This is a genomic window from Candidatus Saccharibacteria bacterium oral taxon 955, from assembly GCA_010202265.1.
In the GTDB taxonomy this organism is placed as follows: domain Bacteria; phylum Patescibacteriota; class Saccharimonadia; order Saccharimonadales; family Saccharimonadaceae; genus Saccharimonas.
In genome coordinates this window covers 423,131-439,760 of record CP047918.1, presented here as the reverse complement: position 1 = coordinate 439,760, position 16,630 = coordinate 423,131, and the positions used below count along the sequence as shown (strand labels likewise).

General features: G+C 46.8%; 24 protein-coding genes and 3 tRNA genes. 22 read left to right on the top strand and 5 right to left on the bottom strand.

Translation table 11 applies throughout. The annotated features are described in order from the left end of the window. Positions 1 to 115 precede the first annotated feature (115 nt). From infA to GWK75_02275, 17 genes are all read left to right on the top strand, one after another. Entirely contained in the window at positions 116 to 340 is a 225-nt protein-coding gene (gene infA, locus GWK75_02355; GenBank protein QHU91288.1) for a translation initiation factor IF-1, read from the top strand. Positions 341 to 415: 75 nt separating this feature from the next. Next, a complete protein-coding gene (gene rpmJ / locus GWK75_02350) occupies positions 416 to 532 on the top strand; it encodes a 50S ribosomal protein L36 (GenBank protein QHU91287.1) in 117 nt (38 codons plus the stop codon). Between the two features lie 2 nt (positions 533 to 534). Then, positions 535 to 921 (top strand): 30S ribosomal protein S13, encoded by a 387-nt coding sequence (gene rpsM, locus GWK75_02345; protein QHU91286.1) that lies wholly within the window; start codon positions 535 to 537, stop codon positions 919 to 921. A 15-nt stretch (positions 922 to 936) separates the two neighbouring features. Next, a complete protein-coding gene (gene rpsK / locus GWK75_02340; protein QHU91285.1) occupies positions 937 to 1,332 on the top strand; it encodes a 30S ribosomal protein S11 in 396 nt (131 codons plus the stop codon). A gap of 4 nt (positions 1,333 to 1,336) precedes the next feature. Further along, positions 1,337 to 1,954, top strand: a complete 618-nt coding sequence (gene rpsD / locus GWK75_02335) for a 30S ribosomal protein S4 (GenBank protein QHU91284.1) — start codon at positions 1,337 to 1,339, stop codon at positions 1,952 to 1,954. 21 nt (positions 1,955 to 1,975) lie between these two features. Beyond that, entirely contained in the window at positions 1,976 to 2,899 is a 924-nt protein-coding gene (locus GWK75_02330; protein ID QHU91283.1) for a DNA-directed RNA polymerase subunit alpha, read from the top strand. After that, entirely contained in the window at positions 2,900 to 3,301 is a 402-nt protein-coding gene (rplQ, locus tag GWK75_02325; GenBank protein QHU91282.1) for a 50S ribosomal protein L17, read from the top strand. Positions 3,302 to 3,303: 2 nt separating this feature from the next. Next, complete coding sequence (gene rplM / locus GWK75_02320) at positions 3,304 to 3,744, top strand: 50S ribosomal protein L13 (GenBank protein QHU91281.1); 441 nt, start codon at positions 3,304 to 3,306, stop codon at positions 3,742 to 3,744. Position 3,745: 1 nt separating this feature from the next. Beyond that, complete coding sequence (rpsI, locus tag GWK75_02315; protein ID QHU91280.1) at positions 3,746 to 4,144, top strand: 30S ribosomal protein S9; 399 nt, start codon at positions 3,746 to 3,748, stop codon at positions 4,142 to 4,144. An 87-nt stretch (positions 4,145 to 4,231) separates the two neighbouring features. Beyond that, positions 4,232 to 5,053 carry an alpha/beta fold hydrolase gene (locus GWK75_02310; protein ID QHU91279.1) on the top strand — a complete coding sequence of 274 codons (822 nt, stop codon included), beginning with the start codon at positions 4,232 to 4,234 and terminating at the stop codon, positions 5,051 to 5,053. A 236-nt stretch (positions 5,054 to 5,289) separates the two neighbouring features. Next, positions 5,290 to 6,336, top strand: a complete 1,047-nt coding sequence (gene trpS / locus GWK75_02305; GenBank protein QHU91278.1) for a tryptophan--tRNA ligase — start codon at positions 5,290 to 5,292, stop codon at positions 6,334 to 6,336. Positions 6,337 to 6,374: 38 nt separating this feature from the next. Next, positions 6,375 to 7,553: an RluA family pseudouridine synthase gene (locus GWK75_02300; protein QHU91277.1), complete on the top strand. Its 1,179-nt coding sequence runs from the start codon at positions 6,375 to 6,377 to the stop codon at positions 7,551 to 7,553. Further along, a complete protein-coding gene (locus GWK75_02295) occupies positions 7,537 to 8,367 on the top strand; it encodes an AAA family ATPase (protein QHU91276.1) in 831 nt (276 codons plus the stop codon). The genes GWK75_02300 and GWK75_02295 overlap by 17 nt, the downstream gene beginning before the upstream one ends. Before the next feature lie 7 nt (positions 8,368 to 8,374). Next, positions 8,375 to 9,031, top strand: coding sequence for a tetratricopeptide repeat protein (locus GWK75_02290; protein QHU91275.1), 657 nt, complete (start codon positions 8,375 to 8,377; stop codon positions 9,029 to 9,031). Between the two features lie 40 nt (positions 9,032 to 9,071). Then, positions 9,072 to 9,148: transfer RNA gene (locus tag GWK75_02285), tRNA-Thr, on the top strand. A gap of 28 nt (positions 9,149 to 9,176) precedes the next feature. Beyond that, a tRNA-Tyr gene (locus tag GWK75_02280) sits at positions 9,177 to 9,261 on the top strand. Positions 9,262 to 9,690: 429 nt separating this feature from the next. Further along, on the top strand, positions 9,691 to 9,915 hold the full coding sequence (locus GWK75_02275) for a hypothetical protein (protein ID QHU91274.1): 225 nt from the start codon (positions 9,691 to 9,693) through the stop codon (positions 9,913 to 9,915). A gap of 51 nt (positions 9,916 to 9,966) precedes the next feature. On the opposite strand, the gene GWK75_02270 is transcribed toward GWK75_02275, so the two are convergent. Beyond that, on the bottom strand, positions 9,967 to 10,827 hold the full coding sequence (locus tag GWK75_02270) for a CPBP family intramembrane metalloprotease (protein ID QHU91273.1): 861 nt from the start codon (positions 10,825 to 10,827) through the stop codon (positions 9,967 to 9,969). A gap of 165 nt (positions 10,828 to 10,992) precedes the next feature. Between GWK75_02270 and GWK75_02265 the strand changes: the two genes are divergently transcribed. Further along, positions 10,993 to 11,517 carry a hypothetical protein gene (locus GWK75_02265; GenBank protein ID QHU91272.1) on the top strand — a complete coding sequence of 175 codons (525 nt, stop codon included), beginning with the start codon at positions 10,993 to 10,995 and terminating at the stop codon, positions 11,515 to 11,517. A gap of 35 nt (positions 11,518 to 11,552) precedes the next feature. Here GWK75_02265 and GWK75_02260 read toward each other — a convergent pair whose 3' ends face one another. After that, positions 11,553 to 11,999, bottom strand: coding sequence for a hypothetical protein (locus GWK75_02260; protein QHU91271.1), 447 nt, complete (start codon positions 11,997 to 11,999; stop codon positions 11,553 to 11,555). A 68-nt stretch (positions 12,000 to 12,067) separates the two neighbouring features. Here GWK75_02260 and GWK75_02255 point away from each other — a divergent pair, with 68 nt between their 5' ends. Together GWK75_02255 and GWK75_02250 are read left to right on the top strand one after the other, a co-directional pair. Then, positions 12,068 to 12,940, top strand: coding sequence for an SDR family NAD(P)-dependent oxidoreductase (locus GWK75_02255; GenBank protein ID QHU91270.1), 873 nt, complete (start codon positions 12,068 to 12,070; stop codon positions 12,938 to 12,940). A 3-nt stretch (positions 12,941 to 12,943) separates the two neighbouring features. Further along, a complete protein-coding gene (locus tag GWK75_02250; protein QHU91269.1) occupies positions 12,944 to 14,551 on the top strand; it encodes a hypothetical protein in 1,608 nt (535 codons plus the stop codon). 86 nt (positions 14,552 to 14,637) lie between these two features. Here GWK75_02250 and GWK75_02245 read toward each other — a convergent pair. Together GWK75_02245 and GWK75_02240 are read right to left on the bottom strand one after the other, a co-directional pair. After that, a tRNA-Thr gene (locus tag GWK75_02245) sits at positions 14,638 to 14,713 on the bottom strand. Positions 14,714 to 14,813: 100 nt separating this feature from the next. After that, positions 14,814 to 15,068: a hypothetical protein gene (locus GWK75_02240; protein ID QHU91268.1), complete on the bottom strand. Its 255-nt coding sequence runs from the start codon at positions 15,066 to 15,068 to the stop codon at positions 14,814 to 14,816. 72 nt (positions 15,069 to 15,140) lie between these two features. On the opposite strand from GWK75_02240, the gene GWK75_02235 reads away from it, so the two are divergent. Both GWK75_02235 and rpmG read left to right on the top strand, forming a co-directional pair. Continuing rightward, positions 15,141 to 15,635 carry a YajQ family cyclic di-GMP-binding protein gene (locus GWK75_02235; GenBank protein ID QHU91267.1) on the top strand — a complete coding sequence of 165 codons (495 nt, stop codon included), beginning with the start codon at positions 15,141 to 15,143 and terminating at the stop codon, positions 15,633 to 15,635. A gap of 72 nt (positions 15,636 to 15,707) precedes the next feature. Further along, complete coding sequence (rpmG, locus tag GWK75_02230; protein ID QHU91266.1) at positions 15,708 to 15,917, top strand: 50S ribosomal protein L33; 210 nt, start codon at positions 15,708 to 15,710, stop codon at positions 15,915 to 15,917. A gap of 8 nt (positions 15,918 to 15,925) precedes the next feature. On the opposite strand, the gene GWK75_02225 is transcribed toward rpmG, so the two are convergent. Continuing rightward, entirely contained in the window at positions 15,926 to 16,627 is a 702-nt protein-coding gene (locus tag GWK75_02225) for a hypothetical protein (GenBank protein QHU91265.1), read from the bottom strand. Between the last annotated feature and the right edge of the window lie 3 nt (positions 16,628 to 16,630).

The following is a 16,630-nucleotide window of genomic DNA, read 5'->3' as shown; positions in this document are numbered from 1 at the left end:
ACTTGACCAAACTCTAGACATTTCGTACCATAGGGTTATCGGAATATACCCACTTTAGGGGATTTTACTATTTACTTATGTCATTAATTTCGCTATAATACTAAGCTGTATATCTATGGCGAGTTCCAAGGAAGTAATTAAATTGCGCGGAAAGGTAGTGGAAGCACTGCCTAATACTCAATTTAAGGTGGAATTGGAGAACGGCCTGAGTATTATCGCTCATATAAGCGGCAAGATGCGCAAGCACTATATCCGCTTGGTACCAGGCGATACCGTAGAAGTCGAGTTGACCCCGTACGACCTCACAAAGGGCAGAATCGTCTTCCGCGTACGTGATTAATAACGTAGCCTCGAAGCCCGATATCACTTCGAGACTCATTAAGACAGGTTTTTCCTGTAGGAGATTTGTACGCTCATGAAAGTTCGTGCGAGTGTCAAAAAGATCAGTCCTGATGATCAACTGGTCCGACGCAAAGGTCGCCTCCGTGTCATCAACAAGAAAAAACCTAAGAATAAGCAAAGGCAGGGTTAAGCATGGCTCGAATCTCTGGGGTAGTTATCCCATCTGAGAAACAAGTGCAGATCGCGCTGACGTATATCTACGGCATCGGTCCAAAGCACGCAAAGAGCATCCTTGCGGCGGCAAAGATTGAGCCGACCACTCGTGTGAAAGACCTCACCGAGGCTGAAGAGCAGAAGCTTCGCGACATTATCGACAAGGATTATGTCACCGAAGGTGATCTGCAACGCCTGGTCGCAAACAATATCAAACGCCTCAAAGATGTAAATGCCTACCGTGGTCTTCGCCACAAGGCGGGACTACCAACACGCGGTCAGCGTACCCGAACGAACGCACGAACTCGCAAGGGTAAGGCAGTCGCAGTCGGTGGAGCACAACCTAAGGCAGCAAGTAAGACGTAGGAAAGGACTTGAAATATGGCAGACGCTAAATCAGCATCAAGCAAAAAGAAGCAACGCCGATCAGTCCCAATTGGTCAGTTGCATATTCAGGCAACGTTCAACAACACGATTGTTACGTTCGCCGACACAAAAGGTAATGTCCTCAGTGCAAGCAGCGCTGGAGCATGTGGCTTCCGCGGAAGCAAAAAGGGTACTGCGTATGCAGCCCAAGTTGCCGCAGAAAAGGCCGCAGAAGCAGCTAAAACAGGCTATGGTCTATCAACCGTTGACGTATTTGTCAAAGGTGTCGGACTCGGTCGAGACGCTGCTATCCGCGCACTCAGCAACTTTGACATGACCGTAAATAGCATCAAGGATGTCACCGGTGTTCCACACGGCGGTGTACGTCCACGAAAGGCACGAAGGGCATAACTTTATGGCACGCGATACTTCCCCAATTGTGAAGCAGAGCCGCCGAGAAGGCGTTGCGCTTCACCCAAAAGCACACAAAATTATGGCTCGAAAGAGCGGTATCCCTGGTGAGCATGCTGGTGGACGCCAAGGCAAACAGAGCATGTACGCAACTCAGCTTCGCGAGAAGCAAAAGGTTCGTCGCATGTATGGCTTGCTAGAAAAACAATTTGCAAAACTGATGGACGAAGCAACCAGGAAACCGGGGCTTTCAGGCGAAAACCTTCTCCGCTTCCTAGAACTTCGACTCGACAACGCTGTTTATCGCGCAGGATTTGCCACTAGCCGTCGCGCTGCTCGTCAGCTCGTCAGTCACGGACACTTCATGCTAAACGATCGTCGTGTCGACATTCCATCAATTCGCCTAAAGGTTGGCGACGTTATCACCGTCCGACCAAAAAGCACAAAGTCTGGCTACTTTTCTCAGATAAACGACATTCATGGCAGTACAACTCAAGGCCCACTCAGCTGGATCAAGAGCGATATCAAGAAGCTAAAGATTGAAGTAACTGGGCTGCCAAAGCGAGAAGAAGCTGAAGCAGATATCAATGAGCAGCTAATTGTTGAGTACTACTCACGCTAAAAAGGGTAAGGAGATATATCAATGTCTAAAGTAATTCACAATCCAGCTCTCGCTAAAGTAGTCGACAACGACAGCAACAGCGCGACATTTGTCGTAGAACCACTTCAGGCTGGCTACGGGAACACTCTAGGTAACTCACTTCGCCGAGTACTACTTTCTAGCATCAGAGGCGGAGCAGTTGTTGCATTTCGCATTGAAGGCGCAACTCATGAGTTCACGACAGTTCCTGGTGTCCAGGAAGATGTAGTCGACATCACCCTTAATCTCAAGGGTATCAACTTCCGCGTCGAGACCGACGAGCCAGTTGAGCTTCGCCTCGAGAAAAAAGGCGCAGGTGTTGTCACTGCTGGCGACATTAAGCTCACCGCTGACGTCGAAGTCATGAATCCAGACGCAGTGATCTGTACCATTGACGACCCTAAGAAATCGGTTGTTATTGATCTCGTCGTAGAGGCGGGTCGTGGCTACCAGTCGATCGAAGAATCGTCAAAAAATCGTCTACACAGCGACATGATTGCTGTCGACGCAATGTTTAGCCCAGTAACTCGCGTTCGCTTCAAGGTTGACTCAACTCGCGTTGGCCAAGAAACCAATCTCGACAAGCTCGAGCTAACTATCGAGACAGATCATTCAATCAGTCCACGCGACGCGTTTGAAGAGGCCTCAGCAATCCTTGTTAACCAGTACACGGCACTTGCTGGATCGACTACTGTTGAATCAGCACCTGCACTTGGTACTACTAGCGAGGAAGAGGTTAGCGAGCTAAACACCCCAATTGAAGAGCTTGGTCTGAGCGCTCGCACTGCGAACGCACTGATCAACAACGAAATCCGCACCGTTCACGACCTGGTCACACTTTCAGAGCAAGACCTACGTGAGCTAAAAGGATTTGGCAGTAAGGCTCTCGACGAAGTTAAAGATAAATTAGCAGAACTGGAGCTATAGATGCACCGACACGGATACAAAGGACGCAAGTTCGGTCGTGAAACCGACCAACGCCGTGCGCTCATCAAAGGCCTCGCGACTAGTCTCGTGATGGAGGAGAGAATTGAAACTACTCTTCCAAAGGCCAAAGAGCTCGTACGGTATATAGAAAAACTCATCACCAAAGCCAAGAAGGGCGATCTAGCTAATCGACGTGCAGTAATTGCTGGTCTCAGCACTCAAATCGCAGCCGTCAAGCTTGTCGATCAAATCGCTCCTCAACTCAGTGGTCGCACCAGTGGTCACGTCCGCGTTGAGCGAACCCGCCTACGCGTTGGTGACGGAGCGCAAATGGCAATTATCGAGTTCGTTGACGAACTCAAAGCAATGCCAAAAGAAGTCAAAGAGGAGGCTAAGAAATAATCATGGCTGAATTCAAGACATTCTCACAAAAACCAGCAGATATTAGCCGTCGATGGATTCTAATAGACGCAAAAGATGCGACGCTTGGCCGTCTCTCAACAGAGATTGCTAAATATCTTATCGGTAAATATAAGCCAACTTACACACCTCACGTTGATAGTGGCGACTACGTTGTTGTCATCAACGCTTCAGAGGTACCGGTAACTGGCGCCAAAGAAACTGATAAGATTTACTACCGCCACAGCGGGTTCCCAGGTGGACTCAAAGAGGCACAGCTCAAGGAAGTTCGTGAGAAATACCCAGAGCGCATCATTGAGTCAGCGGTAAAGGGCATGCTGCCAAAGAACAAGCTCGCAAAAGAGCGTATGGCACGCCTCCGCATATTCCCGGGTGCTCAACATACCCACGAGGCGCAAAAGCCAGAGAAAGTAGAGGTAAAGTAATATGGCTGAAGCAAAATACGACTACGGTCTTGGCCGTCGCAAGAGTGCAACCGCTCGCGCACGTCTCGTAAAAGGCAAAGGTCAGATCACGATTAACGGCAAGCCAGCAGCAGAGTACCTCGACGGTAACAAAACGCTACTCGCTGAGGTTACCGACCCTCTAGCGTTAGTCGGCAAACAGCAAGAGTTCGACGTCAGCGTTCTTGTAAAAGGTGGTGGCCTCGCGGGGCAGGTCGACGCAATCAAGATGGCTATCGCAAAAGCGATCACCGTTGGTGCGCCAGATCTTCGCGGTTCACTCAAAAAAGCCGAGCTACTACGCCGAGACTCACGCAAGAAAGAACGCAAGAAGTACGGTCTTCGTAGCGCCCGCAAACGCGAACAATACTCAAAGCGTTAATCAAAACATTTACAAAAAACGTCTCTACTTCGGAGGCGTTTTTTTGTTAGGTCGATATGATTAATATTTTCCGCTATACTAGGGTCTATGTGGCAAAAAATCATCCACAAATACCTAAAAATTCCTTACACGCTAAATACGCGTGAGTTTCAGTCTCCAAAAAAACCCAACTCCACCATCGTGTTGCTCCATGGTATTGGTAGCTCTCTGGACATGTGGGTGCCTCATATAAAAAAACTACCAAAAGACGCCCGAGTTATAGGCATTGACCTACTAGGCTTCGGTAAATCCCCAAAACCAACCTGGGGTACATATAGTGCGAAGCTCCAAGCTACCAGCGTCTCGGCAACCCTCCTCAAACTCAGGGTGTTTGGCGACGCCGTTATCGTTGGGCATTCCCTGGGCGGTCTTGTGGGTATAGAACTGGCGAGACGTTATCCTCTAATGCTAACTTCACTCGTCTTGATTAGCCCTCCAATTTACACGCCGCGGACAAACTCGTCGAGATTTGACTTCAACCCAAAAGTCATACTACGCAAAATGTACGGTATCATGCGCGATAATCCAGATGCCACCGAACGTATCCTACGCATGGCCGGAAAATACTACCTAATCAACCCTGGATTTAAGGTTTCCAACGTCAACGTAAACTCATTTCTAGCCTCCCTTGAAACCGCAATTCTTAATCAACAATCTTACAAGGATATTTTACGCATCAAGCACCCCACGAGAATCATAACAGGCAAGCTAGACATTCTGGTTATTAACGATGTCATCAAAAATATTGTTCAGCAAAAACCAAGCATCACCTGGAAGTCGGTTATTGGTGGTCATGAGGTAACCGGAAATGTTCAGCGTGCATCAATAGAAGCTATCAAATCAGCTGTTAACGAGGCCACGACTCATTGACATAACCGTAATATTGGAGTATAATAGAGGTATGACATATCGACACTTAAGCAAAGCCTGGCGACTCTACTTTTAGTCTGCGGTTAGTGTTTGATATCTTTTACAGAATTCAAATAAAGACCGCTCAGGTCTTTTTTAGGCTCCGCCAGAACAATTCGACCTTTAAAAGACCACTAAATCACCCGTTCCCAACAGCCCCAGAAGCTATAACCTCAAACTGATATAATAGGAGCAACATGACTAAACCAGTAATCCTCACAGGCATTCGTGCCAACAACGACCTACACATAGGCAACTACTTCGGTGCGATGCTACCGACTATAGACATGGCCACTAAGCGGTCTAATGAATATGAGATAAACATGTTTATCCCTGATTTACATAGCTTTACGACGCCGATTGACCACAGTCTGCTGTTTGACAGCATCATGAACAACGCCCGCGTATATGTTGCCGCAGGTCTACCACTTGATAACGACAATATCCATCTATATCGCCAGAGTTACGTCCCGGCTCATAGTGAGCTGGCGATACTACTCAACAACTTTACAGGTTTTGGTGAGATGGAGCGTATGACACAGTTCAAGGATAAATCCACAAAGCTCTCAAACGATAGAATTAGTGTCGGGCTATTTGACTATCCAGTCCTGATGGCGTCCGATATCTTGCTTTATGGCGCAAAATACATTCCTGTCGGCGATGATCAAACCCAACATCTCGAGTTTACCCGCGACATTGCCCAGCGCATGAACCACAAATTCGGCGAGCTCTTTACTGTGCCTGAACCAGTGATAAAACAACACGAGTTTTTTGGCAAAGACCAAGGATTGCGCATCAAAGACCTAATTGACCCAAGCAAGAAGATGAGTAAGTCGGACGACACGGGTAGGGGGGTTATCTTTCTAAGCGACAGCCCCGAGGTGGCAAAAAAGAAAATCATGGGCGCAACCACCGATGGTCTGGCTCGCGTCAACTACGACAAGACTAGTCAACCAGGTATCAGCAATCTACTTGAGATTCTCACGCTTGTCCGTCAAGCCAATGGGCGGGAAACGACCCTCGAGGAGGTTTGTGATGAGTTTACAGGCATGGAGCGCTATGGCGACTTCAAGAAGATAGTCGCCGACGAGATGGCGCGATTCTTGGAGAACTTCCAGGCGAAATTATCAGCCGTCTCTGACGGTGAAATCTTAGACAAGCTAGAGAAGTCAGAACTTGCCATGAATACAGTCGCCAAAGAAACGCTACTTCGGGTTCAAAAAGCCATCGGATTAAGGCGATAGACGAAACGACAGAGTTAAAATATAGTGAGCGAAAAAATATGAAAATCACTACCAGCGACCTTTTATCGATTCTCCGACAGTTTAGAATTGCTGACGATAGTCATGTTCCACGCAATATTGACCAAATCAAGCAAAGCCATCCCAATCCGATTAATCAACTAGTTAAATTTCGCTTCAATCGACATCACTTCTACGTGCTACTAGACGAAACGGCCGAAGACCGAGCGAGCTACATAATGGAGCAAATTTACACCGCCGACAGTAACGTTCAGGGTGAGATTTTAGAAAACCCGATTAGCAAGCTAACAACCTACGGACTGCCGTTCAAGGGCAAAGATGTCTACCTATTTCAGCAGGTAGATAGTAAGAAACGCCTCGACGTACTGCTAGCTGAACGCTACCCAGAAACAAGCCGTAGCACCTGGCAAAAACATATCAAAGCTGGGCATATTGCCGTCAACGGAACACCTGCAAAGAACGCCCGTCAAGAGGTGACTGCTGCGGATCATATTGCCATCAGCACCCCAGATCACACGGATTTCTCGAAACACGATCTACCAATTGTCTATATTGACGACGATGTAATTGTCATAAACAAGCCCGCTGGTGTATTGACCCACAGCAAAGGAGCATTAAATGATGAGTTCACGGTCGCGGACTTCTTTCGTCGCTATACAACGGTTGGACTAGACACCAATCGTCCTGGCATAGTTCATAGGCTTGACCGCGATACAAGTGGTCTGATTATCGGCGCACGTACGCCAGAGTCATTTGATCTATTGAAGTCGCAGTTTGCTAGTCGCAAAACCAAAAAAGATTACATAGCTATCGTAGATGGTTCGCCAAAACAACAACACGCCAAAATTGATATCCCAATCGGACGAAATCCAAGCGCACCAAGCACTTTTCGCGCTGACAGCAAAGGTAAGTCTGCCATTACAGATTATCGTGTTCTAGACCAGGGTGACGGTAAATCGTTAGTGGCACTTCATCCGCTGACTGGTCGCACTCATCAGCTCCGAGTCCACATGCAGTATTTAGGTACGCCTATTACTGGTGATCGTGTCTACGGTAAACCATCTGACAGGCTCTACCTTCACGCCTACCGACTTGAGGTGACAACCGCTCCAGGATCTCGAAAAACCTTTACCGCACCCGTACCAACAGAGTTTGGGAAATACTTTCCAAAGGTAAATCAGGATGTCGCTTCTATATAATCCCGAAACCAAGCAATTACTCGACAAGGTGACGATCGACATGCCTCACGCATTACTACTTGAAGGTCCGGTCGGGGTGGGTCTATCTACGATAGCTCGTGACCTAGCTTGGCATGACTTAGCAGGCTTGATCCAAGGCACGGACAATGAAAACAACGTCGACATATCATCAAAAGGTGTGATTAGAATATCGCAAATCCGTGATCTAATAGAATCAACTCGCGGTAAACTAACAAAAAGACGAGTTTACGTGATTGACGAGGCAGACAAGATGAGCATACAGGCGCAAAACGCATTTTTGAAACTACTCGAAGAACCAAACAGATTCGTGTCGTTTATCATGACTTCTCATGCACCGCAAAAGCTACTACCAACGATAATCTCACGCGTTCAACGAATACACATCAAGCCAATCGATCAGGCCTCTAGCCGTAATTTGATCAAAAACAAAGGCGTCAACGATGAGCGTAAGCAAGCTCAGCTGCTATTTCTAGCCGACGGACTGCCAGCTGAGCTTTCGCGCCTAATAAATGACGAGAAGCTATTTACCGAACGCTCGACCTATGCCGCCGATGCACGTACTTTTATCCAAGGTACTCCTTATCAAAAAGCGATGATTGCTCAAAAATACCATGGCGATCGAACCTCAGCCCTAGAGATGCTTACGGTGGCCCAGCAGATTCTCCGACATTCGCTCAGCTCCAACCCATCTCCGTCAATAGTGAGGCTTAGTGATCAGCTCGCTGACGCCTACGACCGGATCCTAGCCAACGGAAACATCCGTCTCCAACTAATAAACCTTGTGTTACAATAATATAGATATGTTTGGATTATTACTTGCAGTAGCATTTGGTGCGTTGGCGATCTGGCGACAGTCAACTGTCAATGATACTCCAGGTGATATATCACAACGTCTTTCGAGTAAGCTAAATAAACTATGGGACATAGCTCAAGAGAGCCTGAGAGATCGCAAATATTTACGAGCCGAAAAGGCTCTTTTGACGATTCTCCGTGTAGATGAACGGAATGCCACTGCCTACAACCGACTCGGTATCCTATACGCTAAACAACAGGCCTACACCGACGCAATCGAATGTTTTGAGATTGCCCAAAGTCTTGAACCGAGTGCCTCAAGCCTTCATAATGTCGGCTTGATTTACTACGAAACCGCCAATTACGACAAAGCGGCTTTGGCTTTTGAGCAAGCCTTATCTATGGAGGACGACCTAGCAGCACGACACATCGCCTACGCCAAGGTACAGGAAAAATTAGGTCATCAAAAAAAGATGATTGAGAGTCTAGAGCGCGCCATAAAAATCGAACCGAGCATTCAGAGTTACCATATCCTTGCCGATGCATACGAGCGCACCGGCCAGACAGACAAGGCAGGTGAACTGCGTGCTCGCATAGAAAAAGCCGTTGCAAGCAAAAATCCTCCAGCACGAAGCGTACATCAAGTGCGCAAAGTGCAGATGTAGCCTTGTTTTTTTACCTCTGACGGGTTACAATTAGGGCTGTGCCGCTTTAGCTCAGTTGGTTAGAGCAGCTGTTTTGTAAACAGCAGGTCCTGGGTTCGAATCCCTGAAGCGGCTCCACGGTTTATAAGCGACATGGTTCGTATTTGCCGGAGTCGTCTAGTGGCAATGACAAGAGACTGTAAATCTCTCGGCGCAAGCCTTCGTAGGTTCGAGTCCTACCTCCGGTACCAAAGCAGGACAAAACTGTAAAACTGAGCGCGAACGCGCTCTTTTTTCTAGCGTTTTGCGTAACAATACCCATACTCCAAGGGGGGAGAGAAATTTCTGGGACAGTCGTAGGCTGGGTATTTTTGGATTTTAGAAAAAGGTTCAATTATTCTATTTTCACTAACACCCCCTTGATGACACTCGACCGACGGTATTTACAATTGTATTGAGGCCTGGAGCTTGATTTAACCATTGTCGCATCGGTTCAATCCACGCCATTGGTGACAAGAGCTAACTTGCTGATCTGTTCCTCCAGCAATTGCGATCCGGTGCATTTAATCATTTTACTCTTACGTGTACAGCGATAATACGCATATTCGTGTATGTTGCCGTTCTGTATTTTATTTTCTTTTCAGCAATTAGACATATCGCACACACCATAGGTCAGCAAAATGTATGTTTGCGTTGGTGGTAGCAAAGCAGACAACATCATGGTGCGTGTCAATGCAGACACACACGAGGACACACTGAAACGAAAGGGCGCGCGCCCGACAATCATGAAAGGTCGTCCGATCAAAGGTTATATCGACCTCGACAGCGAGGGGCGAAAGGACTTGAGGGGGTGGGTAGAGTTGGCGTTGAGGTTTAATGAAGAATTGGTAAGCAAGAAGAAGTAATCCCAGAGATATGCTATATCTAGCGCGTATACACCAGATATAGCGTAGCTATTACCTATTGCTCTCTTCAAAAGCAAGTCGCCCACGTGTCGCAACAATCGCCACGATTGCTAGTACTGTCAGACTGAGTGCAGCAGGCCAGTTGTTGGCGACAGCAGCGCCGCTGAGTGTCGCGACAACAAAGAGCGACCAATTGACGCTATTGTGTGCGAGTACAGCAAGAAACACACTGCCGCGCGCCTTGTTGACAATCCATGACATCACGACCGACATACTCACCACGAGTACAAGGTACGCCCATAACTGCGAAGCCTCACTGCGCGCCGTGTCCCATTCGGAAGTAAAGAACAATGGCACATGCCATAGACAATGCACAACGCCCAGAATAACCGCCGCAACTAGCGGGTGATACCGCTGCTGCAAACGATGAAGAGCAAAGCCTCGCCAGCCGCCCTCTTCCTGTATCGGACCACCAGCAAGATATGTAACAAATGTAACGAGCAACGTCGTAATAATCGCAGGCGATATGTTGGACGAAATCCCAACACCACCAAAGAGGAAATACGCCGCACAAATCGCTAGAGGAATTGCCACGAATGCGAGAATATATGCCAGTGGGTGCGCTCGCCACTGCGTAAAGCTCTTTTGTAGTTGCTTTACTCCTTTGCGTCCACTCGCGATGCGAGTAACAAAAAACGCCGCAACCAGCGGCCCCGCAATAAGTCCGAGCTGATTGATACCGGCAACCGCAGAATGTGGCAGTTCATACGGCAGCAACCCGACACCTGTCTGCGACAACCACCACGGACTCCACCCAATCCACGACCCAAGATATGCGAGAATAAAGAATGACACTAGGGGATGGGTGCGAACAGTGCTAATAAACTTATTTTTTATAGATAGTTGGCTCATAGAGCTATTATAAATGACTGGTGATGTTATTGCGACCAGCGGTACAACTCACAGTTTTTAGCATTTTGTACTAAAATAGATTCTAACGGAGCTGTAAGTTCCGACAAGATAAGCACACCAAGTACTTGTGACTTGGTGTATTATTATGTTAAAAAGGAGTTATATATGAGTGACGAGCTGGAATTAGAGCTGACATTTCTCGCCAAAGGGCTACCCCCAGAGATCGAGTCTACATCACCGACTCGTATTGTAGATATCTACATCCCAGATACACCTGGTCATTCACATCTAAGACTTAGGCAAAAAGGCGACAAATACGAAATCACTAAAAAAACACCAGTCCTTGACGACGACGCTTCTAGACAAATTGAGCGAACAATACCGCTGACAAAAGATGAGTTTACTGCTCTTGCAGGGTGCAGCAATAAGCGCGTAGCAAAAGACCGCTACAAGCTTAACGTTGATGGCAAATTAGCCGAAATTGATGTTTTTCTAGAGGGCTTAACTGGCTTGGTGCTGATAGATTTTGAGTTTAGAACTCTTGAAGAAAAGGCCAACTTCGTAGCGCCATCAATAACTCTATCAGACGTCACCCAGGAGGATTTCATTGCGGGGGGACTGCTAGCCGGTAAAAAATATGACGAAATTACCCAAAAGCTAGATGAGTTTGGCTACAAAAAGATTACTTAAATAATCACAGCCCCCAATTAACTAGAACCTAAAAGCTAATCTCTCCTTTTTAGTTTTGGCGCGACATCTATGCATCGTTTGCAGTAACCTTGGATCTCTAGTTGATGAGTTGGTCGGTAGATGTTGTGCTTTTTAGCCAGCTTGGCGATCAAGTGCTCGATTCTATGATCCTCTTCCACGGCAATTATGGTCCCACACCCCAAGCAGGAAATATGATGATGGTGGTCAGAGAACGCATCAGATAGCTCAATCTTATATTTCCAGCCAATATATATCTTGTTGATGATATGTAACTTTTCAAATAGCGCGATCGTACGATAAATACTCGTGCGGTCAATTTTGTCTTTTAGGCACTGATAGAGACTATTCATAGACTGAGGCTCTTTGTGATGCAATGCCAAAAACACCTGCTTACGTGCATTTGTAACATGTAAGCCGTTGGCTTTTAGTACCTCTGCTAGGGACGATTCTGGGCTACTCATTGTTGCAATAGTATAGACAAATTGCAACAAATTTGCAATGTATATCAAAGTCAACTTAAAATAATTTCATGAAAAAAGCACTTATAGTCGTGACGGGGGTCAAATTCTCGCCACTTAAAAAAGAATTTAATGGTGGACAGATCGTTAACTATATCGATCATAAAGGCAAAAAATACAAGATGAATGCTGGTGCAGGAGTCGTTCGACAACTGATTGACGATTACGAAATAATTGCGTGCGGTTATTCACAATCTGACGCTCAGATACTTGAGTCTGAATTTGGCCTATCAAAGGATCGTTTTTATGAAGTAGACCTTCTAAACAAGCAACGGGTAGGTGAGTTTGTCAAGCAAGTCACCAGCCTCAAGCGGTCGCTCGGACTACCAGTCCATCTTGTCCATTATGGTGGCGCTTCAGATACAGCGACACCTCTACCAAATAACAGTCTATTAGCACATACCTGGGAAATGCGGGCAGAGGCAATTCCTGACCTCGTAGCCAACAACTGTGTCACCCTAATAAACATCCTACAAGCGATGAAGCAGGCAAAAATCTTTGCAGACCAGCCAATCAGCAAGGTAATATTTATCTCAGCTGCTGCTGCCGTACGTGCCAAACAGTCGCTCGGGCTAGATGTTGCGCAAAAAGGTGCTGGTCACGGACTTATCCGAACCGTTGCCCTCGACCTAACACCCGAGAACATATTTGTGACCGAAATAATGCCAGGCAGTACCGATAGCGGGTTCTTTGACAACGACTACACGCTCGACACAGCAGTAGACATCACAAAAAACCTCGGCTACCATCCAACAGTCGAGACTTATCCCGTATTTACGGCCGAACAAATCGGAGACGCCGCAAAATATAGCCTAGATGCAAACTGTAATATTCGCGAGATCGTCCTATTGCCATACGGACAATTCCCGCACCTAGGAGCCTAGCTTATGGAAAGCAAAAAATTTGAAGTCATCTCAGTACTCGGTCCGCTTGGGGCAGGCAAGACTACCACACTAAACCGTTTAATCGAACATGTACCACTTGACGATAGCTATGCAGTTGTCGTCAATGATGTTGGCGAAAACAACGTTGACGCAAGACGTATTTGGGATCACCCAGCAAATCGTAGTGAGAAAATCATTCCACTCACCGCTGGCTGTATTGGCTGTAGTGACGTCACTCAATTCAAAGATGCCCTAGAACGAGTCCACGATTCTGGCATAAATGTCCTGTTCATAGAGCCAACTGGCATCGCTCCTGGGACAGAAATTGCTAACGTGGTTCGTTCGAGCGGCTTTGACCTCAGTGTTATAGCCCTAGCAAACGCTCAAACCGTTGAACGTGACCTCAAGTGGCAGGTTCTCCCAAGTCAACTTTCGGTCGCAGATATAATCGGCATCACTCACATACCAGACAGCAGTAATGACGCTGACGTTATGAATACCGTTTTAGATCAACTTCCACCACTAGCCGATGATGTTTCGGTTGAATTAATCAAACCTAACTCTACTGATTTTTTTGAAATCCTTGCCAAACTTCGTGGCATGGATCGTGAGCTAAGATTCGGTCGTCATCTGCTAGAGGTGTGCGGCTGCGACTGCGGTCACGAACACGGCCATGATCATGTACACAACCACGGAGTAAGCGCCAAATCTTTTCGCCTCAAGCCAGATATCAACGTCTCTGATATTAAAAATATTCTTATGCCATTGACCGCCAACGATGCCAATCCGTTGCTTCGGGCAAAAGGCACCGTCGGTGGCATCCACTTTGACCTAGTAGGCAACGAATGGAACACTCAAGGAGGCGTAACCAGTGAACAGTCGACTATGAACGTTATCTTTGGAGGACGCATCCCACAGACATTCTCTAATGATATTTCCAAAGTGATCGAGCCTATCGAACGCATCGAGGTGTCTGGCGATAAAAAGTCCATAGTCAAATCAATCAGCGATTTGTCTATCGCAGAACGCTCGTCTATTGTTCACGAACGTACTAGCCAATATCCGTCACCGATTAGTATTTCTCACGGCGAGCTCATCCCTGACTGCGAGGCTGACGAAGGCTATGAAATTGCTTTTTGGGGAAATCACGATGATATGCCAGACGACGTCAAAAAGCTAGCGATGAATAAATATATCTCTTTCCGCTTAGCTGGACTACACGAGCTACAACATCACCCGGAAGCAATTACCAATGTAGACAGCAAGCGCTCATACTGGATGAGGCGCTATGGTGCTACATTAGGCTATAATGGCTATTATCTGGCCGACTTTATAGACGGGGATAGTCTCACAAAGCTACGTGAGCACAATCCTGCTCATCTACTTACTCAAGGGCTACTTGACCTCGATGAGCTAACCTTTGATGAGGGTAGAGCAGAAGAAAAACCAGAGTTCGTCAAAGCCGTTCTCAATGAGGCAATCGTAAATGGGCACGTTTCTCCTCGTGAGGTGACTGAGCTAGGTGCGCATATGCTCAAGCTGTCTGAGGCCAATCCGTCGTTTCACGAACGCTGGACAAAAGCATTACATAGCCTTGAGCTCAAGTCATAGACAGTCCTACATAAACGCAGTACTATACTACGAGTTATCAAATAAAATAATCGCCAATTCGGCGATTATTTTAGTAAAATCTATTCTGGAGCCACGATCGGGGCTTGAACCCGAGACCTCATCCTTACCATGGATGCGCTCTACCAACTGAGCTATCGCGGCACGACGTGCGATGACATCTGAAATGGTCAGGCTATCTCAGATATTGTACCACACCAACGCCATATTTATAGCAAATATCAGTCAGCCTAGTCTATCTTAACTACTTCTTACTGCCTGAACGAGAGCTAACAAAAGCCTCAACCAACGCCCACATAATTGCGTTCACGAAAAATATAAATATCGCACCTGCCGCTACCATAAGTAGCTTTTTGCCTAGGCTGTCATTTAGTAACGTAACTACGCCAGCCAGAGCAGCCAATATAGAGGCAACGATAACATATGCTTGTTGGAGCTTACGACGCTGATTCTTTTCACTTGACCACGACACATAAACTTGCTTAATCACATCTTGCATATTTCTATTATAGCACTTTACGTATAGAATGTCAATGTAGGGTGTTTTGCGCCGACAAGCTATACTGAGCTTATGGCACAATTTAGTTTTGATATCGAATCTACCTACGACAAAGCCGAAATGAATAACGTCGAGCAGCTAGTTGTTCGTGAGATAGCTAACCGATACGACTTCAAGGGCACACCAGCAGGAATTGAGTGGCTGGCCGACAAAAAGGGATTCAAGGTCATCGGCAGTAACGAGTGGCAACTTGAAAGCGTAATCGACATGATAGGCAAGCAACTAGCAAAACGTGGAATGACCAGCAAGGTACTTGACCTGTCTGGCAAGGTTACCGAGGCAAATATGCGTGCTTGGAAAGATGTACCGTTCAAGGATGGTCTCAAGCAAGATAACGCCAAGCAGATTACCAAGCTTCTCAAAGAAAAACACCCCAAGGTGAAGGCGCAGATTCAGGGAGATGCTGTGCGCGTTATGAGCAATAGTAAAGACGAGCTTCAATCGGTCATGCAGACTCTACGCACTGGCGACTTTGATTTTCCGCTCTCGTTTACAAATTACCGATAAGCTATTGTAATAGAGGTAGCTATCTGGTATACTACGTAGTTGAAGTTTTATATCAACGTATAAAGGAAGTTTATGGCTAAGAAGACGAATACCAAGCGCAAGACCATCGCTCTCGTAAGCGAGCTGACTGGACACCGCACATACGTGACCCGCAAAAATACACAAAACACTCCAGACAACCTGGAGCTGATGAAGTACGACCCAAAAGCTCGTAAGCACGCAAAATACGTAGAGACTAAGAAATCTCTCGGCCGCAACGAAGTTAAGCCACGAAAAGGCTAGTTTGCCGCCTATTTTACTGAGTAGATCGTGTCGATCGACTCAGCGAGCCATAATCCATTTGAAAGCATCTTCTCAAGTAGCGCCTCATTGGGGCGCTCGCTTTCGATATAGAGGTATAATGAACCTTCTTTGATTTCTATACTAGCACCCGAAAAGTGTGTCGCGATAACCATAGCCACCTGAGGTGTTATAATACGCTCAATATTAAGCGCGTGAGTCGCTTTTCCATAAACAGTATACTCGCTGATAAATCGGTGCGGATAAGCACCATAAAAACTACCTATAGCCAGCGGGTAAATCCGCTCATAAGACGCTCTGAATACAGAGTCCTGGGAATGATGACCGACGTAGCAATGGGGAACTTCCGCCTTCGTATGAAGGTCTATCGCCACAATCAGCCAATGACAACGACGCTCTTTGGTGTCATCAGGCCGTTTGAGAACATCATTACGAGAAACAAGCATCACGTCGTAGCCACGGATAGTACCCGCACAGTAGTTGTCGTCGATGTGAGTCGCCGAAACAGTATGTCCACGCACTAACCGATGTTCGTCGTTTCGCTGATCAACATGGCCAAAATAAACTAGACCGACCTTTTCAGCGAAACCTTCAATTGTCTTGCGTGTCATTTGAGCGCGAATGACATGCCGCGGTCGCATATGGTGAACTGCACGCTTCATCCGTAGTATGGCTCGCTGTCTTGCCGTCATATA

Coding starts and splice junctions, on each gene's coding strand:
- GWK75_02235 (QHU91267.1), top strand. CDS start 15,141: ATGGCACAATTTAGTTTTGATATCGAATCTACCTACGACAAAGCCGAA.
- rpsD (QHU91284.1), top strand. CDS start 1,337: ATGGCACGCGATACTTCCCCAATTGTGAAGCAGAGCCGCCGAGAAGGC.
- GWK75_02255 (QHU91270.1), top strand. CDS start 12,068: ATGAAAAAAGCACTTATAGTCGTGACGGGGGTCAAATTCTCGCCACTT.
- rpmG (QHU91266.1), top strand. CDS start 15,708: ATGGCTAAGAAGACGAATACCAAGCGCAAGACCATCGCTCTCGTAAGC.
- GWK75_02270 (QHU91273.1), bottom strand. CDS start 10,827: ATGAGCCAACTATCTATAAAAAATAAGTTTATTAGCACTGTTCGCACC.
- GWK75_02330 (QHU91283.1), top strand. CDS start 1,976: ATGTCTAAAGTAATTCACAATCCAGCTCTCGCTAAAGTAGTCGACAAC.
- rpsI (QHU91280.1), top strand. CDS start 3,746: ATGGCTGAAGCAAAATACGACTACGGTCTTGGCCGTCGCAAGAGTGCA.
- GWK75_02260 (QHU91271.1), bottom strand. CDS start 11,999: ATGAGTAGCCCAGAATCGTCCCTAGCAGAGGTACTAAAAGCCAACGGC.
- rpsM (QHU91286.1), top strand. CDS start 535: ATGGCTCGAATCTCTGGGGTAGTTATCCCATCTGAGAAACAAGTGCAG.
- GWK75_02265 (QHU91272.1), top strand. CDS start 10,993: ATGAGTGACGAGCTGGAATTAGAGCTGACATTTCTCGCCAAAGGGCTA.
- rplM (QHU91281.1), top strand. CDS start 3,304: ATGGCTGAATTCAAGACATTCTCACAAAAACCAGCAGATATTAGCCGT.
- GWK75_02225 (QHU91265.1), bottom strand. CDS start 16,627: ATGACGGCAAGACAGCGAGCCATACTACGGATGAAGCGTGCAGTTCAC.
- GWK75_02275 (QHU91274.1), top strand. CDS start 9,691: ATGTATGTTTGCGTTGGTGGTAGCAAAGCAGACAACATCATGGTGCGT.
- GWK75_02240 (QHU91268.1), bottom strand. CDS start 15,068: ATGCAAGATGTGATTAAGCAAGTTTATGTGTCGTGGTCAAGTGAAAAG.
- rpmJ (QHU91287.1), top strand. CDS start 416: ATGAAAGTTCGTGCGAGTGTCAAAAAGATCAGTCCTGATGATCAACTG.
- infA (QHU91288.1), top strand. CDS start 116: ATGGCGAGTTCCAAGGAAGTAATTAAATTGCGCGGAAAGGTAGTGGAA.
- GWK75_02290 (QHU91275.1), top strand. CDS start 8,375: ATGTTTGGATTATTACTTGCAGTAGCATTTGGTGCGTTGGCGATCTGG.
- GWK75_02295 (QHU91276.1), top strand. CDS start 7,537: ATGTCGCTTCTATATAATCCCGAAACCAAGCAATTACTCGACAAGGTG.
- GWK75_02300 (QHU91277.1), top strand. CDS start 6,375: ATGAAAATCACTACCAGCGACCTTTTATCGATTCTCCGACAGTTTAGA.
- rplQ (QHU91282.1), top strand. CDS start 2,900: ATGCACCGACACGGATACAAAGGACGCAAGTTCGGTCGTGAAACCGAC.
- GWK75_02310 (QHU91279.1), top strand. CDS start 4,232: ATGTGGCAAAAAATCATCCACAAATACCTAAAAATTCCTTACACGCTA.
- rpsK (QHU91285.1), top strand. CDS start 937: ATGGCAGACGCTAAATCAGCATCAAGCAAAAAGAAGCAACGCCGATCA.
- trpS (QHU91278.1), top strand. CDS start 5,290: ATGACTAAACCAGTAATCCTCACAGGCATTCGTGCCAACAACGACCTA.
- GWK75_02250 (QHU91269.1), top strand. CDS start 12,944: ATGGAAAGCAAAAAATTTGAAGTCATCTCAGTACTCGGTCCGCTTGGG.